We start from the raw sequence: 16,716 nt of genomic DNA, 5'->3' as shown, positions 1-16,716 counted from the left end.
GCTGGGCGGGGAGGAGATCAAGTGTTGTAGCGAAAGAGCGGCGGCAGTCCCTCCCCGCCCAGCGGGGAGGTTAGGTGGGGGTCTAGCTGCCTTACTTGCTGCCTCACTTGCCCCCGCTTCACGTGAAACATTCCCCTACCCGCCTGCCGCCACCGTCACGCTCTTCGGCAGCAGCAGCGCGTAAGTGCCGCGGCTCTTCATCACACCGGCCTTCTGCTCCGCCTCCGCCCCATGGCCCCAGAAGACGTCGCCGCGCACCGGCCCGCGGATGGCGCCGCCGGTGTCTTGGGCGATCAGCAGCCGCTGCAGCCGCTGTTGGCCGTCCAGCGGGTCCTCGGCATCGAGCCAGACCGGTGCGCCGTAGGGCATGAACTTGGAGTCCACCGCCAGACTGCGCCCCGGCGTCAGCGCCACGCCCTGGGCGCCGTTCGGGCCGTCGCCGGTCAGCGGCTGGAAGAAGACATAGGACGGGTTGACGTTCATCACCGCCGCCGCCTGATCGGGATTGGCGAGCAGCCAGGTACGGATGGTCTGGAGCGAGACCTCCTCCCGCTTCAGTGCGCCACGGTCGATCAGCGCCTTGCCGATGGCGACGTATTTGTGGCCGTTCTGGGCGGCATAGCCGACGCGCATCTCGCCGCCTTCGGCCAGCCGGATCCGGCCCGACCCCTGGATTTGCAGGAAGAAGGCACCGATCGGGTCCTTCACCCAGACCAGTTCCAGCCCCTTGCCCTTGAGCGAACCGGCGACGATGGCAGCGCGGTCCTCATAGGGCTTCAAACGGCCGTTCACCACCCGGCCGGCGGTGCGTTCCCCCTTCCAGCGGTCAGAGAAATCGCCGAGGTCCACCATCACCAAGTCCGGAGGCTGGCGATAGAGCGGCACGGGATAGGCCGGATCTGGCCGGCGGCTGCCCTCCAGCTCGGGTTCGTAATAGCCGGTGAACAGCCCTTCGCGCGCGCCGTTGTTGCCGGCGGCATAGGGGGTGAAGTTGGCCTCGAAGAAGGCGCGGGCGGCATCGTCGCCGGGCGGCAGATCCGCCAGCCGGGCGCAGGGGCCCTGCCAGTCGCCGACGGTGCCGGCCACCCCGTTCGGCCCGACCGGCCGATCCGCCGGCTGCGTCCTGAAACGGGCACAGGAGCGGGCGAGCGCCGGGATCGCCTGGGCGACCGGATCGGTCCGCCAGCCCGGCAGATCGGCGAAGGTCAGCGGCGCCAGGGTCAGCGCGTCGGGCGGCGGCTTGGCCTCCTCCCGCTTCGTTTCGTCCTTCGGCGTACAGGCCGAAAACAGCAACGCCACCGCCCCGAAGAGGGCGATGGCGCTGAATGCGGTACGATGACGGAGGATCATTACTGGACCGGACGCACCTCGACCAGCGACCAGTTCGGGTCGCGCGAGCGGATGTTGCGGGCGAAGGTCCAGACGTCGACGTTCTCCACCAGCTCCTTGGGATCGCCGTCGACGATGGTGCCGTTGCGGTCGCGCACCACATTGACCTGATCGGTGACCAGACGGACGGTGACGAACGCGGTGCGGCCGGCATCCAGCCGGGCTTCCACCACCTCGGCCTCGCGCACGAACTCGATGCGCGCTTCGTGCTGCTCGCCGGCGGCCTGACGGTCGCGGATGACGCGGGCGAAGCTCTCGTACACCTCGTCGGCCAGCAGCGGGCGCAGCGTGGCGGTGTCGCCGCGGGCGAAGGCATCGACGATCATCGAGAAGGCCGCCTTGGCGCCTTCCAGGAAATGCTTCTCGTCGAAGGTCGGGTCGGCGGCCCGGATCTGGTCGATGGAGGCCGCCAGCGACAGCGGCTCGTCCGGAGAGACTGCGACATCAGGACGCGGCCGGTTGCGCTCCGGCAGGGGCACGACATTGTCGGGCTTCGCCGCACCGGCGGCCGGGGTGAAGGGGTTGGGGCGCTGACGCTCCTCCCCGTCCGGCGGCCCAGGACGCTGCGCAGCCGATAGACGAGGAAGGCCGCGATCATCGCGAAGATCACGATCTCGATGAACACGAACCCATCTCCCATCATCTGTTCCTTCCAACGACTTGAGCGATTTGACCTGCTGAACGGTCCGACCGGCGGCGGCATCGCCATCGGTCCCGCCTCTGGACCTTGCGGACAGGCGGCATTACGTGTTGCTTGCCCGTCAGAAACCGCCATCCGGATCGGGAGGCCGGCATTTCGACCGGACGACCTATCCAAACCTAGATAGGGGCAGCGAGCCCGAAGAGCAAGGACACCATGAATCCCCTGTTGTTGATCCTTCTTCTGCCGATCCTGGAGATCGTCGGATTCATCCAGGTCGGCGACTGGATCGGCGCCGGGCCGACCATCGGGCTGCTGGCCCTGTCGGCGGTGGTGGGCGTGCTGCTGGTCCGCCACCGGGGCCTGGCGTCGCTGACCCGCGCGCAGGCCGCCGCGGCCCGCGGCGAGGCGCCCATCGGCACGGTGCTGGACGGCTTCTGCGCCGTGCTCGCCGGCATCCTGCTGATCATCCCCGGCTTCCTGACCGATATCCTGGGGCTGGTCCTGCTGGTCGGCCCGCTGCGCCGGGGCATCGGCCGCTGGCTGCTCGGCCGCATCGGCGCCGGCATGCCGGTCTTCACCATGGGCGGGAGCGGCATGGGCGGGACCGGCGGACGGCCCGGTTTCGGGGCGGGCGGATTCGGCGAGGCGGGTTTCGGGGCCGACGGTCCGCGCCATGATTCCCGCCGGGCCGACGATCCCTTCCGCCCCGCACCCGGCGTCATCGACGCCGACTACCGCGACGTCACGCCCGGCGACGGGAATGGCGATGGGAAGGCGGACGGCGACGCGCCGCGGCTGACCGATTCACAATGGGGGAAGCACCGCCCGGATGAGCGGCGCTGAGCCGCCCTCCCGCCGGTGGTTTCCGTTGGCAGGACGGCCGATCCGTGATAGCCAGCCCTTTGGGCGAAGGCACAACCGTCGCGAACCAAACCCTGTCACCTCACATCCGGGTCGGCCCGCCGCCCCTGCCCTGCCCCAAGCCGGGACCTGGGCCGGGAGGAGGGCCGGCGATTAGGAGTCCGTTATGTCCGATCAGATGAGCAACGGCGCCGAGCAGCAGCAGGCGTCCTCGCTGCCGATGCATGTCCTCGCGCAGTATGTGAAGGACCTCTCGTTCGAGAACCCCAACGCCCCGCAGAGCCTGCTGCCCAACCAGCCGCAGCCGCAGGTGAACATCGGCGTCGACGTCCAGGGTCAGAAGGTCGGCGAGGACATCTACGAGCTGACGCTGAACCTGCGTTGCGAAGCCCGCCAGGGCGAGGCCGTGGCCTTCCTGGTCGAGCTGTCCTATGGCGCCCTGTTCCAGTTCCCCGGCCTGCCGGAAGAGCATCACCGCCCGGTCCTGATGATCGAAGGCGCCCGGATGATCTTCCCGTTCGCCCGCGCCATCGTGTCCAGCGCGACCCGCGAAGGCGGCTTCCCGCCGCTGATGATCAACCCGATCGACTTCGCCGAGCTGTATCACCGCCAGGCGGCCCAGCAGGCCGAGCAGCCGCAGCAGCCCCCGTTCTGATCCGAAGCCGGATCGGACGGAGCCGAAAAGAAAAGGGCGGGTGGCCGAAAGGCTCCCGCCCTTTTTCATGCTCTTCTTCGAACCAACCGGCGGTTCCCCCTCCCCCCGGGGGGAGAAGGGATCCTTTCCAGCGTCATGAGGTCTGTCAGGACCAGGACCCGGTCCTTACTGGTTCATGCTTTCGAAGAACTCGTTGTTCGACTTGGTGTGCTTCAGCTTGTCGACCAGGAAGTCCACCGCGTCGGTCACGCCCATCGGCATCAGGATGCGGCGCAGGATCCACATCTTCGACATGGTGCCCTTGTCGACCAGCAGCTCCTCCTTGCGGGTGCCGGACTTGGAGATGTCGATGGCCGGGAAGGTGCGCTTGTCGGAGAGCTTGCGGTCCAGCACGATCTCCGAGTTGCCGGTGCCCTTGAACTCTTCGAAGATCACCTCGTCCATGCGGCTGCCGGTGTCGATCAGCGCGGTGGCGATGATGGTCAGCGACCCGCCCTCCTCCACGTTGCGGGCGGCGCCGAAGAAGCGCTTGGGCCGCTGCAGGGCGTTGGCGTCGACACCGCCGGTCAGCACCTTGCCGGACGACGGCACCACGGTGTTGTAGGCGCGGGCCAGACGGGTGATGCTGTCCAGCAGGATCACCACGTCGCGCTTGTGCTCGACCAGCCGCTTGGCCTTCTCGATCACCATTTCGGCGACCTGGACGTGGCGGGTGGCCGGCTCGTCGAAGGTGGAGCTGATGACCTCGCCGCGGACCGAGCGGGCCATGTCCGTCACTTCTTCCGGACGTTCGTCGATCAAGAGGACGATCAGGTAGGCTTCGGGGTGGTTGGTGGCGACCGAATGGGCGATGTTCTGCAGCATCACCGTCTTGCCGGTGCGCGGCGGCGCCACGATCAGCCCGCGCTGCCCCTTGCCGAGCGGCGCCACCAGGTCGACGATGCGGCCGGTGAGGTTCTTCTTGGTGGGGTCTTCGACCTCCATCCGGATGCGTTCCTCCGGATAGAGCGGCGTCAGGTTGTCGAAGTTGATGCGGTGACGGACCTTGTCGGGCGCGTCGAAATTGATGGTGTTGACCTTCAGCAGGGCGAAATAGCGCTCACCGTCCTTGGGCGAGCGGATCTGCCCTTCCACCGTGTCGCCGGTGCGCAGGCCGAAGCGGCGCACCTGGCTGGGACTGACGTAGATGTCGTCGGGACCCGGCAGATAGTTGGCTTCCGGCGAGCGCAGGAAACCGAACCCGTCCTGCAGCACCTCCAAAACGCCGTCGCCGAAGATCGGAATGTCGTTTTCGGCCAGCTGCTTCAGGATCGCGAACATCATGTCCTGCTTGCGCAGCGTGCTCGCGTTCTCGATCTGCAGCTCCTCCGCGAACGCCAGCAGTTCGGCGGGGCTTTTGCACTTCAGCTCTTGGAGATGCATCGGATTGCCTGTGAAATCGTCATGCGGGGGAGTGGCCTTGGGGGTATGGGAAGTGCCTGGAATCCCGGCCGACGGCGGTTGGGGGCGGCGGGTGCCGCAACGCGGTCGCGTCGGGTGGGCAGCGGGTGGCGCTTGGACGATCGCACGCCAGGGCGTCCGGAAAATGGTCGCACGGGAGCGGGTCGCCAGCCACCAGGCCCGGCTCAAGAACAGAGCGTCGGATCGGCAGATGTGGGCGTGGGAGGCCGCGGGGCGAAAACCCCGTGGTCCTGACATGGTTATCGGATCGGCGGGCGCAAGTCAAACGAAAGCGAAACCCGCGCCGGTGGCGGATTCCGCTTTTTCCGGGAGATGGAAGACAGGGCGATCACCTGCCGCCGGTCAGAAGGGCTTCACGATCACGAAGATGACGATGCCGATCATCAGCAGCGTCGGCACCTCGTTGGCGATACGGTAGAAGCGCTGCGGCCGCGTGTTGCGGTCCTCGGCGAACTCCCGCCGCCACTTGGCCATCATCATGTGGCTGGCGGTCAGCAGCAGGACGAACAGCAGCTTGGCATGCAGCCAGCCCTGCTTCATCCATTCCGGCGTCAGCACGATCATGGCGATGCCGAACACATACGCCGCGATCATCGCCGGGTTCATGATGGCGCGCAGCAGGCGGCGTTCCATCACCTTGAAGCGTTCCGACGTGTCGGATCCGGCCGGCACCTCGCAATGGTAGACGAACAGGCGCGGCAGGTAGAGCAGCCCCGCCATCCAGGCGATGATGCTGATGACGTGCAGCGCCTTGATCCATTCGTACAGCACCGGGCGTGTCCCCTCTCTGGTTGCGGTTCAGCGCCGCGCCTGCGGGCAGCCGGGGAAGTTGGACGGGCAGATCCGGTCGCCCTTCTGCGAGCAGATCGCCGCCTTGCCTGCGACCGTCTGCCGCACCAGCCGGGCCAGCCCGTCGATGAAGCCGGGATGCACCCCCACCGTCGGCACGCGGGTGAAGTGCGGCACCCCCGCCTCCTTGGCGAGATGGCGGTATTCGATCTCGATCTCCACCAGCGTCTCGGAATGCTCCGACACGAAGGCCATCGGCACCACCAGGATCGGCACGCCGTCCTGCCCGGCGCGGCGGATCTCGGCGTCGGTGCTGGGGCCGATCCATTCCATCGGGCCGACGCGGCTCTGGTAGCAGTTCACCCAGTCCAGATGCTCGATGCCCAGCGCCGCGGCGATGGATTCGGCCGTACGCTCGCACTGCCACTGATAGGGGTCGCCGCCGGTCACCACCTTCTTCGGCAGCCCGTGGGCGGAGAACAGCACGCGCGGCGTGCCATGGGCCTTGGCGGCCTCGTACAGCGGGCGGATCAGGTCCGCCGACGCGTCGATGAAGCCGGCCTGGGTCGGGTAGCAGCACAGCAGCCTGGTCGGCGCCGTCAGCCCGACGGTCTTCGCCGCCTCGGCCCAAGCCTTGTTGCTGGATGCCGTGGTGGTGGTCGAGAATTGCGGGTAGAGCGGCAGCAGGACGACCAGATCTGGGTCGTATTCCTTCACCCGCGCGGCCGTCTCGGCGCTCATCGGGTGCCAGTATCGCATGGCGATGAAGACCTTGGTCTCCGCCCCATCGGCCGCCGGATCTGCTCCCGGATCTGCTCCGAGCGCCGCCTCCAGCGCCGCGGCCTGGGCCTGCGTGTTCTCCAGCAGCGGCGACTTGCCGCCGAGCTGCGCATAGATTTCCGTCGCCGGCTTCGCCCGCCGCCCGCTGATCAGGCTGGCGATCAGGAAGCGGAACGGGTTCGGCAGCCGGATGATCGCCGGATCCGCGAACAGGTTGAACAGGAAGGGCCGCACGGCCTCCGGCGCGTCGGGACCGCCGAGGTTGAACAGCACGACGGCCACGCGGCGAGGCCGGCCGGCGGGGGCGGATCGGACGGCGGAGGTCTGGGAAGGTTGCTGGCTCATGGTGCCCGCTAAACTGGAGCGTCGCCTTGCTTGTGTCCAGACCCCTGCCGTCGCTTTTTCAGTCCTTTAGCCCCTTGCCCGGATAGCGGTCAGCCGCGCTCCGGCCAGTCGCGCAGGATGCGGGTCAGCGCCGCCACATGGTCGGGCGGGGTGGACTGGATCACGCCATGGCCCAGGTTGAACACGAAGGGCCGGTCGGCCAACGCCTCCAGGATGCCGCGGGTCGCCGTTTCCAGCGCCTTGCCACCGGTGGCCAGCATGATCGGATCGAGGTTCCCCTGCACCGGCAGCCGGGTCTGCAGGTTGCGCGCCGCCCAAACCGGCGAGACGGTGGTGTCGAGCCCGACGGCATCGACGCCGGCGTCGGCGACGTAATCCACATAGGCATGGCCGGCCCCGCGCGGGAAGCCGATGATCGGCGTGTTCGGGTGCCTGGCCTTCACCAGTGCGACAATCCGCCGCGTCGGCTCGATCACCCAGCGGCGGAACTCGCCGACCGGCAGGACGCCGGCCCAGCTGTCGAACAGCTGCACCGTCTCCGCCCCCGCCTCGATCTGGCGGCAGAGATAGTCGGCGGTGACCTCCACGATCAGGTCGATCAGCCGGCCGAATCCCGCCGGGTCGCCGTAGGCCCAGCGCTTGACATGCGCATACTCCTTCGACCCCGCCCCTTCGACCATGTAGCAGGCGATGGTCCAGGGAGCCCCCGCAAAGCCGATCAGCGTCGTGCCCTCGGGGATCGCGGTGGAGAGCCGGCGCACCGTCTCGTAGACCGGCGCCAGTGTCTCGTGGAAGCGGTCGCGCGACAGGCGCTTCAGGTCCTCGACGTTGCGGACCGGATCCAGCTTCGGCCCCTCCCCTTCCAGATAGGCCAGCGGCTGGCCCAGGGCGTGCGGCACCACCAGGATGTCGGAGAACAGAATCGCCGCGTCCATGCCGTAGCGGCGCAGCGGCTGCAGGGTGACCTCCACCGCGAAGTCTGGGTTGTAGCAGAGGTCGAGGAAGCTGCCCGCCTTGGCCCGCAGTTCCCGGTACTCCGGCAGATAGCGCCCGGCCTGACGCATCAGCCAGAAGGGCGGACGCGACCGCACCTCTCCCGCCAGGGCGGCGAGCATCGGCTTCAGCGGGGACTTCGGATTCTGGACGGCGGAGCTGGAATCGGACAAGGCGGTGCGTTCCCCTGAATGCGAATCTCGATTCCGTGATTCCAACACGGAATCGGACCCGGAATCTCGGACGGGTTTATCCCCTCTTCTTCACTATATTTTTTAAAGGGAGAAAGGAAGAGGATGAGGTGGATGGCTGTGGATAACGGTGATCCCCGGGCAGCGCGAATCTATCCACAGATCCGGGGGCTTGTGCGGACATGTGCGCGGATCTGTGGACGATTCGGAGCACTACCCCGGGAAACGGCGGAAATGCTATAGCTGGACGAACGGGAGTCCCGTGGATAACAGCGCGGGCGGGGCCGGATCTTCCCAGCTTCCGAAGCGGTCGGCGGAGTTGTCCTCCCCTTGGCCGTATCGGGGAGGAGGAGTCCCCCGGTCGGGACGAAACGCAGGCGGATCCGGTTGTCCACAGATCTGGGCCGGGTTCTCCACAGAATGTTGGGGACGGATGAAAGAGTTCCACCTACATCTCGTGTCCGATGCGACGGGCGAGACCATCAACAGCGTGGCGCGCGCCTGCGTCATCCAATTCGACGACGTCCGGCCGATCGAGCATTTCTGGAATCTGGTGCGGACCGACCGTCAGCTCGACCTCGTCCTGGAGGGGATCCGGGACAATCACGGGCTGGTGATGTTCACGCTGGTCGATGAGACGCTGCGCCGCCGCCTGCAGGATTTCTGCCGCGAGATGCAGGTGCCCTGCATCCCCGTGCTCGATCCGCTGATCAACGCGCTCGCCGCCTTCCTGGGCGTGGAATCGCAGCGCCAGCCCGGCCGCCAGCATGTTCTGGACGCCGAGTATTTCAGCCGCATCGACGCGGTCGACTTCGCCCTGTCCCATGACGACGGCCAATCGAACTGGGACCTGCACGAGGCCGACGTGGTGCTGATCGGCGTGTCGCGCAGTTCCAAGACGCCGACCTGCATCTATCTGGCCAACCGCGGCATCAAGGCGGCGAACATCCCGCTGGTGCCCGGCAGCCCGCTGCCGGCGGAGGTCGATCTGCTGACCCGGCCGCTGATCGTCGGGCTGACCAAGGACCCCGACCGGCTGGTGCAGATCCGCCGCAACCGACTGAAGCTGCTCAACCAGGGCGAAGGCTCCAGCTATGCCGATCCCGAGTTGGTGCGCTCCGAGGTTCAGGAGGCGCGGCGCCTGTTCAGCCGGCGCGGCTGGCCGGTGATCGACGTCTCCCGCCGCTCCATCGAGGAGACGGCGGCCGAGATCATGATGCTGCTGGCCCGTCGCCAGAGCGGCAATTTCAGCCCGGAAGGAAAGAAGACGTGAGCGCGCCCCTGCTGGTGCTGGCGTCCGGCTCGCGCACGCGGGCGGCGATGCTGGAGCAGGCGGGCGTCAGCGCCATCCTCGACAAGCCGTTGGTCGACGAGGACGAGGTGAAGGCCGCCGGCCGTGCCGAGGGCGTGCCGGCCGACGCGGTGGCCGAAGCCTTGGCCGAGCTGAAGGCCCAGCGCATCACCCGCCGCCATCCCGGTGCGCTGGTGGTCGGCGCCGACCAGATGCTGGAATGCGAGGGGCGCTGGTTCGACAAGCCGGCCGACCGTGCCGCGGCGCGCGCCCAGCTCCTCGACCTGCGCGGCAAGACCCACCGGCTGGTCAGCTGCGCCGTGGTGGTGCGCGATGGCGAGCGGATGTGGCACAAGGTCGACAGCGCCCGCCTGACCATGCGCAACTTCACCGAAGATTTCCTGGACGACTATCTGGACCGCGTCGGCGACGATGTCCTGCACTCCGTCGGCGCCTACCAGCTGGAAGGGCTGGGGGCGCAGCTGTTCCAGCGGGTCGAGGGGGACTTCTTCACCATCCTCGGGCTGCCGCTTCTGCCGCTGCTCGGGTTTCTGCGCGTGCATGGGGTGGGCAGGGAATGACGGCTGTGCATGCAATCAGCGGCAAGGCGAAGGTCGCCGGCGTGATGGGCTGGCCGATCGGCCATTCGCGGTCCCCCCGCCTGCATGGATTCTGGCTACGGCAGTATGGGATCGACGGCGCCTATGTTCCGTTGGCGGTGGCGCCGGATCGTGCCGAGCAGGCCATCCGCGCCCTGCCCGCCCTGGGCTTTCGCGGCTGCAACGTCACCGTGCCGCTGAAGGAGATCGCCTATCGCACCGTCGACCGGCTAGACGAGACCGCCCGGCGCATGGGTGCGGTCAACACCATCGTGGTGGGCGACGACGGCGCGCTGGAGGGCGGCAACACCGACGGCTTCGGCTTCATCGAGAATCTGCGCGCCGAGCAGCCGGCTTGGACGGCGGAGAGCGGCCCGGCCGTGGTGATCGGCGCCGGCGGTGCCGCCCGTGCGGTGGTGGTCGCCCTGCTCGACGCCGGTGCGCCGGAGGTCCGTCTGGTCAACCGCACCCGTTCCCGCGCCGAGGAGCTGGCGGCGGATCTTGCCGCGGTCGGGCTGAACGGCGGCGTGACGGTGCTGGATTGGGTTTCACGTGAAACGGCGCTCGACGGTGCCGGGCTGCTGGTGAACACGACAACCCAGGGCATGGCGGGCCAGCCGGCGCTGGACCTGCCTTTGCGCGCCCTGCCCGTCTCGGCGGTCGTCAACGACATCGTCTATGTGCCGCTGGAAACCCCGCTGCTGGCCGAGGCCAGGACTCGCGGCAATCCGGTGGCCGGCGGCATCGGCATGCTGCTGCATCAGGCGCGTCCCGGCTTCAAGGCCTGGTTCGGCGTCGAGCCGCAGGTGACGCCGGAACTCTCCCGCTTCGTTCTGGAAGGCTGAGGCGGCGCCATGATCGTGCTGGGCCTGACCGGCTCCATCGGCATGGGCAAGAGCACCGCCGCCCGCATGCTGCAGGCGATGGGCGCCCCGGTCTGTGATTCCGACGCGGTGGTGCATGGGCTGCTCGGCCGCGGCGGCCGGGCGGTGCCGGCCATCGACGCCGTCTTCCCCGGCGTGGTGATCGACGGAGAGGTCAGCCGGCCGGCGCTGGGCGCCGCGGTGTTCCGCGACCCGGAAGCGCTGAAGCGGCTGGAGGCCATCCTGCACCCGATGGTCCAGGCCGCGCAGCGCGACTTCCTTGCCCGTGCCGCCCGCCGTGGTGCGAAGATCGCGGTGCTGGATATCCCGCTGCTGTTCGAGACCCATGGCGAACGGCGCGTCGATGCGACCATCGTCGTCTCCGCGCCTTTCGCGGTTCAGCGCGCCCGCGTGCTCGCCCGGCCGGGCATGACGGCGGAGAAGTTCGCCGGTATCCTTGCCCGCCAGATGTCGGACGCTGAGAAGCGGCGGCGCGCCGACTATGTCGTGCCGACCGGGGCCGGTCGGCTGGTGACGCGGCGGGTACTTCAGGGCATTGTGCGGAACATGCTGCGGCGGCCGGGCAGGCACTGGCCGCCACGCGGCTATCAACCAGGGCAGATCCATCATGCGTGAAATCGTTCTCGACACGGAAACCACGGGCTTCAAGCCGGAGGAGGGTCACCGGCTGGTCGAGATCGGCTGCATCGAGCTGGTCAATCACCTCGCCACCGGTGAACGCTTCCACGTCTACCTCAACCCCGAACGCGACATGCCGCCGGAGGCTTTCGCCGTCCACGGGCTGAGCACGGAGTTCCTGGCCGACAAGCCGCTGTTCAACGATGTCGCCGCCGACTTCGTCGCCTTCATCGGTGACTCCCCGCTGGTGATCCACAACGCCGCCTTCGACATGCACTTCCTGAACTGGGAGCTGAAGATCGCCGGCTATCCGGTGATGCCGAAGGACCGTGCCATCGACACGCTGCTGATGGCCCGGCAGAAGTTCCCCGGCTCGCCCGCCACCCTGGATGCGCTGTGCAAACGCTTCGGCGTCGACAACTCCAACCGCACGCTGCACGGCGCGCTGCTCGACGCCCAACTGCTGGCTGAGGTCTATCTGGAGCTGTTGGGCGGCCGGCAGACTGGCCTGTCCTTCGCCGGCGGTCCGGTGTCGAAGAGCGGATCCGCCGGCCCGGTCCGCATCGACCGTCCCTTCCGCGAAGCCCGCGTCTTCGCCGTCAGCGAGGAGGAGGCCGCGGCCCATGCGGAGATGCTGAAGAAGATGAAGAACCCGCTCTGGGCGGTGGAGTGAGGGGGTGGAATTAGGGGAACGTTAGACCCCCACCTAGCCTCCCCGCTGGGCGGGGGAGGGACTGTCGCCACTCTCCCGTATGAGCGCTTGCTCCCTCCCCCACCCAGCGGGGGAGGGTTGGGGTGGGGGCAATCGCCGGCCGAAACCTTACGGCACCAGCACCGTCGACCCCGTCGTTGCCCGCGCCTCGAGCGCCCGGTGCGCCTCCGCGGCGTCCTTCAGCGCGAAGCGCTGGTTGACCGTGAAGGTCACGCCGCCATTCTTTACCGCGTCGAACAGATCCGCGGCGGACGCCATCAAATCTTCCCGCTTGGCGGTGTAGGTCGCAAGCGTCGGCCGGGTCACGTAGAGCGATCCTTTCGCCGCCAGCAGCCCCAGATCCAGCGGCGCCGGTGCGCCGGACGCGGCACCGAACAGCACCATCAGCCCGCGCGGCCGCAGGCAGTCCAGCCCATCCAGGAAGGTCGTCTTGCCGACGCCGTCATAGACCACCGGCACGCCCTGCCCGTCCGTCAGGTCCTTCACTCGGGTGACGAAATTCTCGCGGGTGTAGTCGATGGTGTGGTGACAGCCATGGGCCTTGGCCAGTTCGGCCTTCTCCGCCGACCCGACCGTGCCGATCACCGTGGCGCCGAGATGCCGCGCCCAGGAACACAGCAGCAGCCCGACCCCGCCGGCCGCGGCCTGCACCAGGATGGTGTCGCCAGGCTGCACCACATAGGTGCTGCGCAGCAGATACTGCGCGGTCAGCCCCTGCAGCAGCGTGGCCGCCGTCGCCTGTTCGTCGAGCCAGCTCGGCAGCGGCACCAGCCGGTCGGCGGCGATCAGCCGGCTCTCGGCATAGGCGCCGATGGACATGGCGTAGCCGACGCGGTCGCCGAGCTTCAGCGTGGTGACGTCCGGCCCCAGCGCCTCGACCACGCCGGTGCCCGCCATGCCGATCACCGCCGGCAGATCCGGCAGCTTGTAGGCGCCGGAGCGGTGATAGGTGTCTATGTAGTTCAGCCCGACCGCGGTCTGGCGGATGCGCACCTGGCCGGGGCCGGGTTCTCCCACCTCGATCTCGTCCCAGCGCAGAACCTCTGGCCCGCCGTGCTCATGGATGCGGATCGCGTGAACCATGGTGGTGTGGTCTCCCTTCTTGTTTGGAGTTTTCGTGCGTTTCAGAGCAGTGCGAACTGCTCCGCCGCCGCACCGTTGCCCAGCCCTCTGCCGGACTCCTCCGGCCCGGCATGCCGGCGTTCGAGAGCCAGCAGCCACGCCTTGGTGTCCAGCCCGCCATGGCCGGAATAGCCGCCGGGCGCCCCGCCGCTGGCCAGTATCCGGTGGCAGGGGATGACGATCGGGATCGGGTTGGCGCCGCAGGCCCCGCCGACCGCGCGCGGCCCGCTGCCCAGCATCTTCGCCATCCCGCCATAGGTCGCGGTGCCGCCATAGGGGATCGCCAGCATCGCGTCCCACACACTCCGCCGGAAGGCGGTGCCCGCCGGCTTCAGCGGCAGGTCGAAGCGCTGGAGCCGGCCGGCGAAATAGGCCTCCAGCTGACGCGCCGTCTCGACCAGCACCGCATCCGGCTCGTCATGGTCGAAGCGGCCCCAGCCGACCGAGGTCAAGGCGGATCCGTCCCCGGTCAGCATCAGGGACCCCAGCGGGCTGTCGATGGATAGACGCGCCATAGCTTTCCTCCCCGGAAGTCAGTTTCCCGTTGCCAGAAGGGCGGCCAGATCCGCCGGCGCGGTCACCGGCGCCGAACAGGTCATGCCGCGGCAGACATAGGCGGTGGCCATCCCGTCGCGCATCCCCTTCCCCTGTGCCGGATGACCGGCGGGCAGATCCGCCCCCGGAGCGAGCACGGTCAGGATACGGTTGGGCAGCGACCGGTCGAGCACCGTCCGTCGCAACGCCTCCGTCTCCGCCGCCTTGGGCGGTCCGACGATGACGATCTGCAGCGGCGCCGTCATCAGTTCCACGGAGTTCAGGAAGGTGGTCAGGGGGAAGAAGTTGCGGGTCAGCTCGCCGGAGAAGGCGGCGGCAAGCGCCTCCGCCCGTTCGCGATAGGCATCCTCGCCGGTGCGCTGGAACAGCGTGGTCAGCACCGCCAGCATGGTGCCGTTGCCGCTGGGGGTGGCGTTGTCGTAGGCGGTCTTGGTGCGGACGATCAGCCCTTCCGCATCGTCGGCGGTGAAGAAGTAACCGCCGTTGGCGCCGTCCCAGAAATGGGCGTCGAGCGTCGCCACCCACACCTTCGCCTGATCGAGCGCCGCCGGATCCCCGGTCGCCTCGTGCAGCGCCAGGGCGGCGCGCGCCATCTGGGCGTAGTCGTCGAGCATGCCGGCATGCTTACCCTGTCCGTGCCGCCAGCTGTGGCAGAGCCGCCCGCCGCTGTCCATCCGGTCGCGAACGAAGGCGAAGGCTCGGCCGGCGGCGTCCAGCCATTCCGGCTCGTCCAAAGCCAGGGATGCATGGGTCAGCGCCGCGATCATCAGGCCGTTCCAGTCGGCCAGCACCTTGTCGTCCCAGCCCGGCCGCACCCGCTTGGCCCGCGCCCGCAACAGGATTTCGCGGCCCTTGGCGAGCGTCGCCTCGGTCGCGCCGTCGGCCAGCGTCAGGCCGCCCAGCCGGTTCAGGATGGTGACACCTTCCCAATTGCCCTGGGGCAGCACCTCGTAAACGCGCTTAAACGTCGCCAGTCCATCGGTGCCCAATGCCGGGGCCAGCAGCCGGTCGACCTCCTCTTCCCTCCATATATAGAAGAGTCCCTCCTCCCCCTCGCTGTCGGCGTCCAGCGTCGCGGCGAAGCCGCCGCCGTCGGCGATCATCTCGCGCAACAGCCAGCCGACCGTCTCGCGGATGCGCGTCTCCAGCAGCGGGTCGCGCGTCTCCTGCCAGACCAGCGTCATCAGGTCGAGCAGTTCCGCATTGTCGTAGAGCATCTTCTCGAAATGCGGCACCAGCCAGCGTTCGTCCACCGAATAGCGGGCGAAGCCGCCGCCGAGATGGTCGTAGATGCCACCCTGCGCCATGTTGGCCAGCGTGTGGGTCACCGCTTCGCGGAACGGTTCGCGCCCGGTGCGCTGCCACGCCCGCCACAGCAGCTCGAACAGCGGCACCTGCGGGAATTTCGGCGCCGTGCCGATACCGCCATGGATGGGGTCGACCTCCCGCAGCAGCCGCTGCGCCACCTGGTCCAGCACACCGGCATCGACGGCGCCGGCCGACCGGTTCTCCCCCATCCCCGTGAGCGCCGATTTCAGCGCGTCGACATTCTTGCCGACCTTGTCCGGCTCCTGGGCATAGGTGCCGGCGATGCCGCGCAGCACGTCAGGGAAGCCGGCCCGGCCATAGCGCGGCGCCGGCGGGAAATAGGTGCCGCCCCAGAAGGGTTCGGCATCCGGGGTCAGGAACATGGTCAGCGGCCAGCCGCCCTGCTGCCCCAGCAGCGCAAGCGCCGACTGGTAGATGGTGTCGAGGTCCGGACGCTCCTCCCGGTCCACCTTGATGTTGACGAACAACTCGTTCATCAGCCCGGCGATCTCCGGATTCTCGAAGCTCTCATGCGCCATCACGTGGCACCAGTGGCAGGCGGCATAGCCGACCGACAGCAGCACCGGCTTGTTCTCCGCCTTGGCGCGGGCGAAAGCCTCTGGTCCCCAGGGCATCCAATGCACCGGGTTGTCCTTGTGCTGGAGCAGATAGGGGCTCGTCTCCCGGCCTAGCAGGTTCGCGCCCAACGGAGTGGCGGGCATGGCGGTGTCCGATCTGTTGGTGTGTCGAGACTCAATAGGTGGCGCCGGGGTGGCGTTGCGCCAGTGCATCCTATCTGTATAGTGGGGCATGAGCCGCCGCGGCGCTCAACCCCAAAATCAAATCGGCCAATGCCTGGACCGGTGCCGAGATCGGTGCCCGGCTCCGGCTCTGGAGGGGGTCCCATGAAAATCACCGTCGACATCGACTGCACCCCGGACGAAGCCCGGCACTTCCTGGGCCTGCCCGACGTGAAGCCGATGCAGGATGCCATGATGCAGGAGATCCAGGAGCGGATGCGTGCGAACCTCCAGGCCATGGACCCGGAGACCATGCTGAAGATCTGGCTTCCCGCCGGCATCCAGGGCATGGAGCAGATGCAGAAGATGTTTTGGTCCCAGATGGCGTCGGCCCTGGGGCAGGAAGGAAGAAAGTGACCGATCCGAAGCCGTATTTCGAAGCCCATGTTTTTTGCTGCACCAACCGCCGCCCCGATGGGCACAAGCGCGGATCCTGCGCTGCCCACGGCTCGGAGAAGCTGCGCGACTATATGAAGGCCCGCGCCCGTGAACTCGGCTTCGACGGCAAGGTGCGGATCAATTCCGCAGGCTGTCTCGACCGCTGCGAACTGGGCCCGACGCTGGTCATCTATCCGGAAGGCGTCTGGTACACCTATCACAGCACCGGCGACGTGGACGAAATCCTGCAGACCCATCTGGTCGAAGGCCGCCGCGTCGAGCGCCTGATGCTGACGACGGAGCAGCGCGAGCTGCGGCCCGAGCAGCGCGGCTGATCCACCC

At 68.0% G+C, this 16,716-nt stretch carries 18 protein-coding genes; 9 read left to right on the top strand and 9 right to left on the bottom strand.

The window, feature by feature from the left end:
- Nucleotides 1-135: 135 nt before the first annotated feature.
- Both mltA and AB8P05_RS09130 read right to left on the bottom strand, forming a co-directional pair.
- The gene (gene mltA / locus AB8P05_RS09135; protein WP_472757713.1) at nt 136-1,350 is read right to left on the bottom strand and encodes a murein transglycosylase A; all 1,215 of its coding nucleotides are present in this window, start codon (nt 1,348-1,350) and stop codon (nt 136-138) included.
- Complete coding sequence (locus AB8P05_RS09130; RefSeq protein WP_472757712.1) at nt 1,350-2,045, bottom strand: Tim44/TimA family putative adaptor protein; 696 nt, start codon at nt 2,043-2,045, stop codon at nt 1,350-1,352. Before AB8P05_RS09130 ends, mltA begins: the two co-directional genes overlap by 1 nt.
- Before the next feature lie 212 nt (nt 2,046-2,257).
- Here AB8P05_RS09130 and AB8P05_RS09125 point away from each other — a divergent pair, with 212 nt between their 5' ends.
- Both AB8P05_RS09125 and secB read left to right on the top strand, forming a co-directional pair.
- Nucleotides 2,258-2,875 (top strand): FxsA family protein, encoded by a 618-nt coding sequence (locus AB8P05_RS09125; RefSeq protein ID WP_472757711.1) that lies wholly within the window; start codon nt 2,258-2,260, stop codon nt 2,873-2,875.
- Between the two features lie 184 nt (nt 2,876-3,059).
- Nucleotides 3,060-3,548 carry a protein-export chaperone SecB gene (gene secB / locus AB8P05_RS09120; protein ID WP_472757710.1) on the top strand — a complete coding sequence of 163 codons (489 nt, stop codon included), beginning with the start codon at nt 3,060-3,062 and terminating at the stop codon, nt 3,546-3,548.
- Between the two features lie 165 nt (nt 3,549-3,713).
- Here secB and rho read toward each other — a convergent pair whose 3' ends face one another.
- The 4 genes from rho to hemE all read right to left on the bottom strand — a co-directional run bounded on the left by rho (nt 3,714) and on the right by hemE (nt 8,038).
- Nucleotides 3,714-4,970: a transcription termination factor Rho gene (gene rho, locus AB8P05_RS09115; protein WP_014249179.1), complete on the bottom strand. Its 1,257-nt coding sequence runs from the start codon at nt 4,968-4,970 to the stop codon at nt 3,714-3,716.
- Between the two features lie 381 nt (nt 4,971-5,351).
- Entirely contained in the window at nt 5,352-5,780 is a 429-nt protein-coding gene (gene hemJ, locus AB8P05_RS09110; protein WP_324867703.1) for a protoporphyrinogen oxidase HemJ, read from the bottom strand.
- A 27-nt stretch (nt 5,781-5,807) separates the two neighbouring features.
- Nucleotides 5,808-6,923 (bottom strand): ferrochelatase, encoded by a 1,116-nt coding sequence (gene hemH / locus AB8P05_RS09105; RefSeq protein ID WP_455172906.1) that lies wholly within the window; start codon nt 6,921-6,923, stop codon nt 5,808-5,810.
- Between the two features lie 89 nt (nt 6,924-7,012).
- Entirely contained in the window at nt 7,013-8,038 is a 1,026-nt protein-coding gene (hemE, locus tag AB8P05_RS09100; RefSeq protein WP_472759327.1) for a uroporphyrinogen decarboxylase, read from the bottom strand.
- A 502-nt stretch (nt 8,039-8,540) separates the two neighbouring features.
- On the opposite strand from hemE, the gene AB8P05_RS09095 reads away from it, so the two are divergent.
- The 5 genes from AB8P05_RS09095 to dnaQ are packed head-to-tail and all read left to right on the top strand — an operon-like array spanning nt 8,541 to nt 12,172.
- Nucleotides 8,541-9,380: a pyruvate, water dikinase regulatory protein gene (locus tag AB8P05_RS09095; protein ID WP_472757709.1), complete on the top strand. Its 840-nt coding sequence runs from the start codon at nt 8,541-8,543 to the stop codon at nt 9,378-9,380.
- Nucleotides 9,377-9,979 carry a Maf family protein gene (locus tag AB8P05_RS09090; protein ID WP_455172904.1) on the top strand — a complete coding sequence of 201 codons (603 nt, stop codon included), beginning with the start codon at nt 9,377-9,379 and terminating at the stop codon, nt 9,977-9,979. Before AB8P05_RS09095 ends, AB8P05_RS09090 begins: the two co-directional genes overlap by 4 nt.
- Nucleotides 9,976-10,842, top strand: coding sequence for a shikimate dehydrogenase (locus AB8P05_RS09085; RefSeq protein ID WP_472757708.1), 867 nt, complete (start codon nt 9,976-9,978; stop codon nt 10,840-10,842). The genes AB8P05_RS09090 and AB8P05_RS09085 overlap by 4 nt, the downstream gene beginning before the upstream one ends.
- A gap of 9 nt (nt 10,843-10,851) precedes the next feature.
- Nucleotides 10,852-11,496: a dephospho-CoA kinase gene (gene coaE / locus AB8P05_RS09080; RefSeq protein WP_472757707.1), complete on the top strand. Its 645-nt coding sequence runs from the start codon at nt 10,852-10,854 to the stop codon at nt 11,494-11,496.
- The gene (gene dnaQ, locus AB8P05_RS09075) at nt 11,489-12,172 is read left to right on the top strand and encodes a DNA polymerase III subunit epsilon (protein ID WP_472757706.1); all 684 of its coding nucleotides are present in this window, start codon (nt 11,489-11,491) and stop codon (nt 12,170-12,172) included. The genes coaE and dnaQ overlap by 8 nt, the downstream gene beginning before the upstream one ends.
- 147 nt (nt 12,173-12,319) lie before the next feature.
- On the opposite strand, the gene AB8P05_RS09070 is transcribed toward dnaQ, so the two are convergent.
- Genes AB8P05_RS09070 through AB8P05_RS09060 form a run of 3 tightly spaced genes read right to left on the bottom strand, consistent with a single transcriptional unit; the run spans nt 12,320 to nt 15,918 of the window.
- Nucleotides 12,320-13,294 (bottom strand): quinone oxidoreductase family protein, encoded by a 975-nt coding sequence (locus AB8P05_RS09070; RefSeq protein WP_472757705.1) that lies wholly within the window; start codon nt 13,292-13,294, stop codon nt 12,320-12,322.
- Nucleotides 13,295-13,335: 41 nt separating this feature from the next.
- Nucleotides 13,336-13,848 carry a methylated-DNA--[protein]-cysteine S-methyltransferase gene (locus AB8P05_RS09065; protein ID WP_472757704.1) on the bottom strand — a complete coding sequence of 171 codons (513 nt, stop codon included), beginning with the start codon at nt 13,846-13,848 and terminating at the stop codon, nt 13,336-13,338.
- A gap of 18 nt (nt 13,849-13,866) precedes the next feature.
- Nucleotides 13,867-15,918: a thioredoxin domain-containing protein gene (locus tag AB8P05_RS09060; RefSeq protein WP_472757703.1), complete on the bottom strand. Its 2,052-nt coding sequence runs from the start codon at nt 15,916-15,918 to the stop codon at nt 13,867-13,869.
- A 183-nt stretch (nt 15,919-16,101) separates the two neighbouring features.
- Here AB8P05_RS09060 and AB8P05_RS09055 point away from each other — a divergent pair, with 183 nt between their 5' ends.
- Both AB8P05_RS09055 and AB8P05_RS09050 read left to right on the top strand, forming a co-directional pair.
- A complete protein-coding gene (locus AB8P05_RS09055) occupies nt 16,102-16,353 on the top strand; it encodes a DUF6489 family protein (RefSeq protein WP_472757702.1) in 252 nt (83 codons plus the stop codon).
- On the top strand, nt 16,350-16,709 hold the full coding sequence (locus AB8P05_RS09050; RefSeq protein ID WP_310110846.1) for a (2Fe-2S) ferredoxin domain-containing protein: 360 nt from the start codon (nt 16,350-16,352) through the stop codon (nt 16,707-16,709). The genes AB8P05_RS09055 and AB8P05_RS09050 overlap by 4 nt, the downstream gene beginning before the upstream one ends.
- Nucleotides 16,710-16,716: the final 7 nt, after the last annotated feature.

The organism is Azospirillum sp. VT-I1, from assembly GCF_055698305.1.
This window is presented reverse-complemented; position numbering and strand designations above follow the sequence as displayed.

Coding starts and splice junctions, on each gene's coding strand:
- mltA (WP_472757713.1), bottom strand. CDS start 1,350: ATGATCCTCCGTCATCGTACCGCATTCAGCGCCATCGCCCTCTTCGGG.
- secB (WP_472757710.1), top strand. CDS start 3,060: ATGTCCGATCAGATGAGCAACGGCGCCGAGCAGCAGCAGGCGTCCTCG.
- rho (WP_014249179.1), bottom strand. CDS start 4,970: ATGCATCTCCAAGAGCTGAAGTGCAAAAGCCCCGCCGAACTGCTGGCG.
- hemH (WP_455172906.1), bottom strand. CDS start 6,923: ATGAGCCAGCAACCTTCCCAGACCTCCGCCGTCCGATCCGCCCCCGCC.
- hemE (WP_472759327.1), bottom strand. CDS start 8,038: ATGCTCGCCGCCCTGGCGGGAGAGGTGCGGTCGCGTCCGCCCTTCTGG.
- AB8P05_RS09095 (WP_472757709.1), top strand. CDS start 8,541: ATGAAAGAGTTCCACCTACATCTCGTGTCCGATGCGACGGGCGAGACC.
- AB8P05_RS09085 (WP_472757708.1), top strand. CDS start 9,976: ATGACGGCTGTGCATGCAATCAGCGGCAAGGCGAAGGTCGCCGGCGTG.
- coaE (WP_472757707.1), top strand. CDS start 10,852: ATGATCGTGCTGGGCCTGACCGGCTCCATCGGCATGGGCAAGAGCACC.
- dnaQ (WP_472757706.1), top strand. CDS start 11,489: ATGCGTGAAATCGTTCTCGACACGGAAACCACGGGCTTCAAGCCGGAG.
- AB8P05_RS09070 (WP_472757705.1), bottom strand. CDS start 13,294: ATGGTTCACGCGATCCGCATCCATGAGCACGGCGGGCCAGAGGTTCTG.
- AB8P05_RS09065 (WP_472757704.1), bottom strand. CDS start 13,848: ATGGCGCGTCTATCCATCGACAGCCCGCTGGGGTCCCTGATGCTGACC.
- AB8P05_RS09060 (WP_472757703.1), bottom strand. CDS start 15,918: ATGCCCGCCACTCCGTTGGGCGCGAACCTGCTAGGCCGGGAGACGAGC.
- AB8P05_RS09055 (WP_472757702.1), top strand. CDS start 16,102: ATGAAAATCACCGTCGACATCGACTGCACCCCGGACGAAGCCCGGCAC.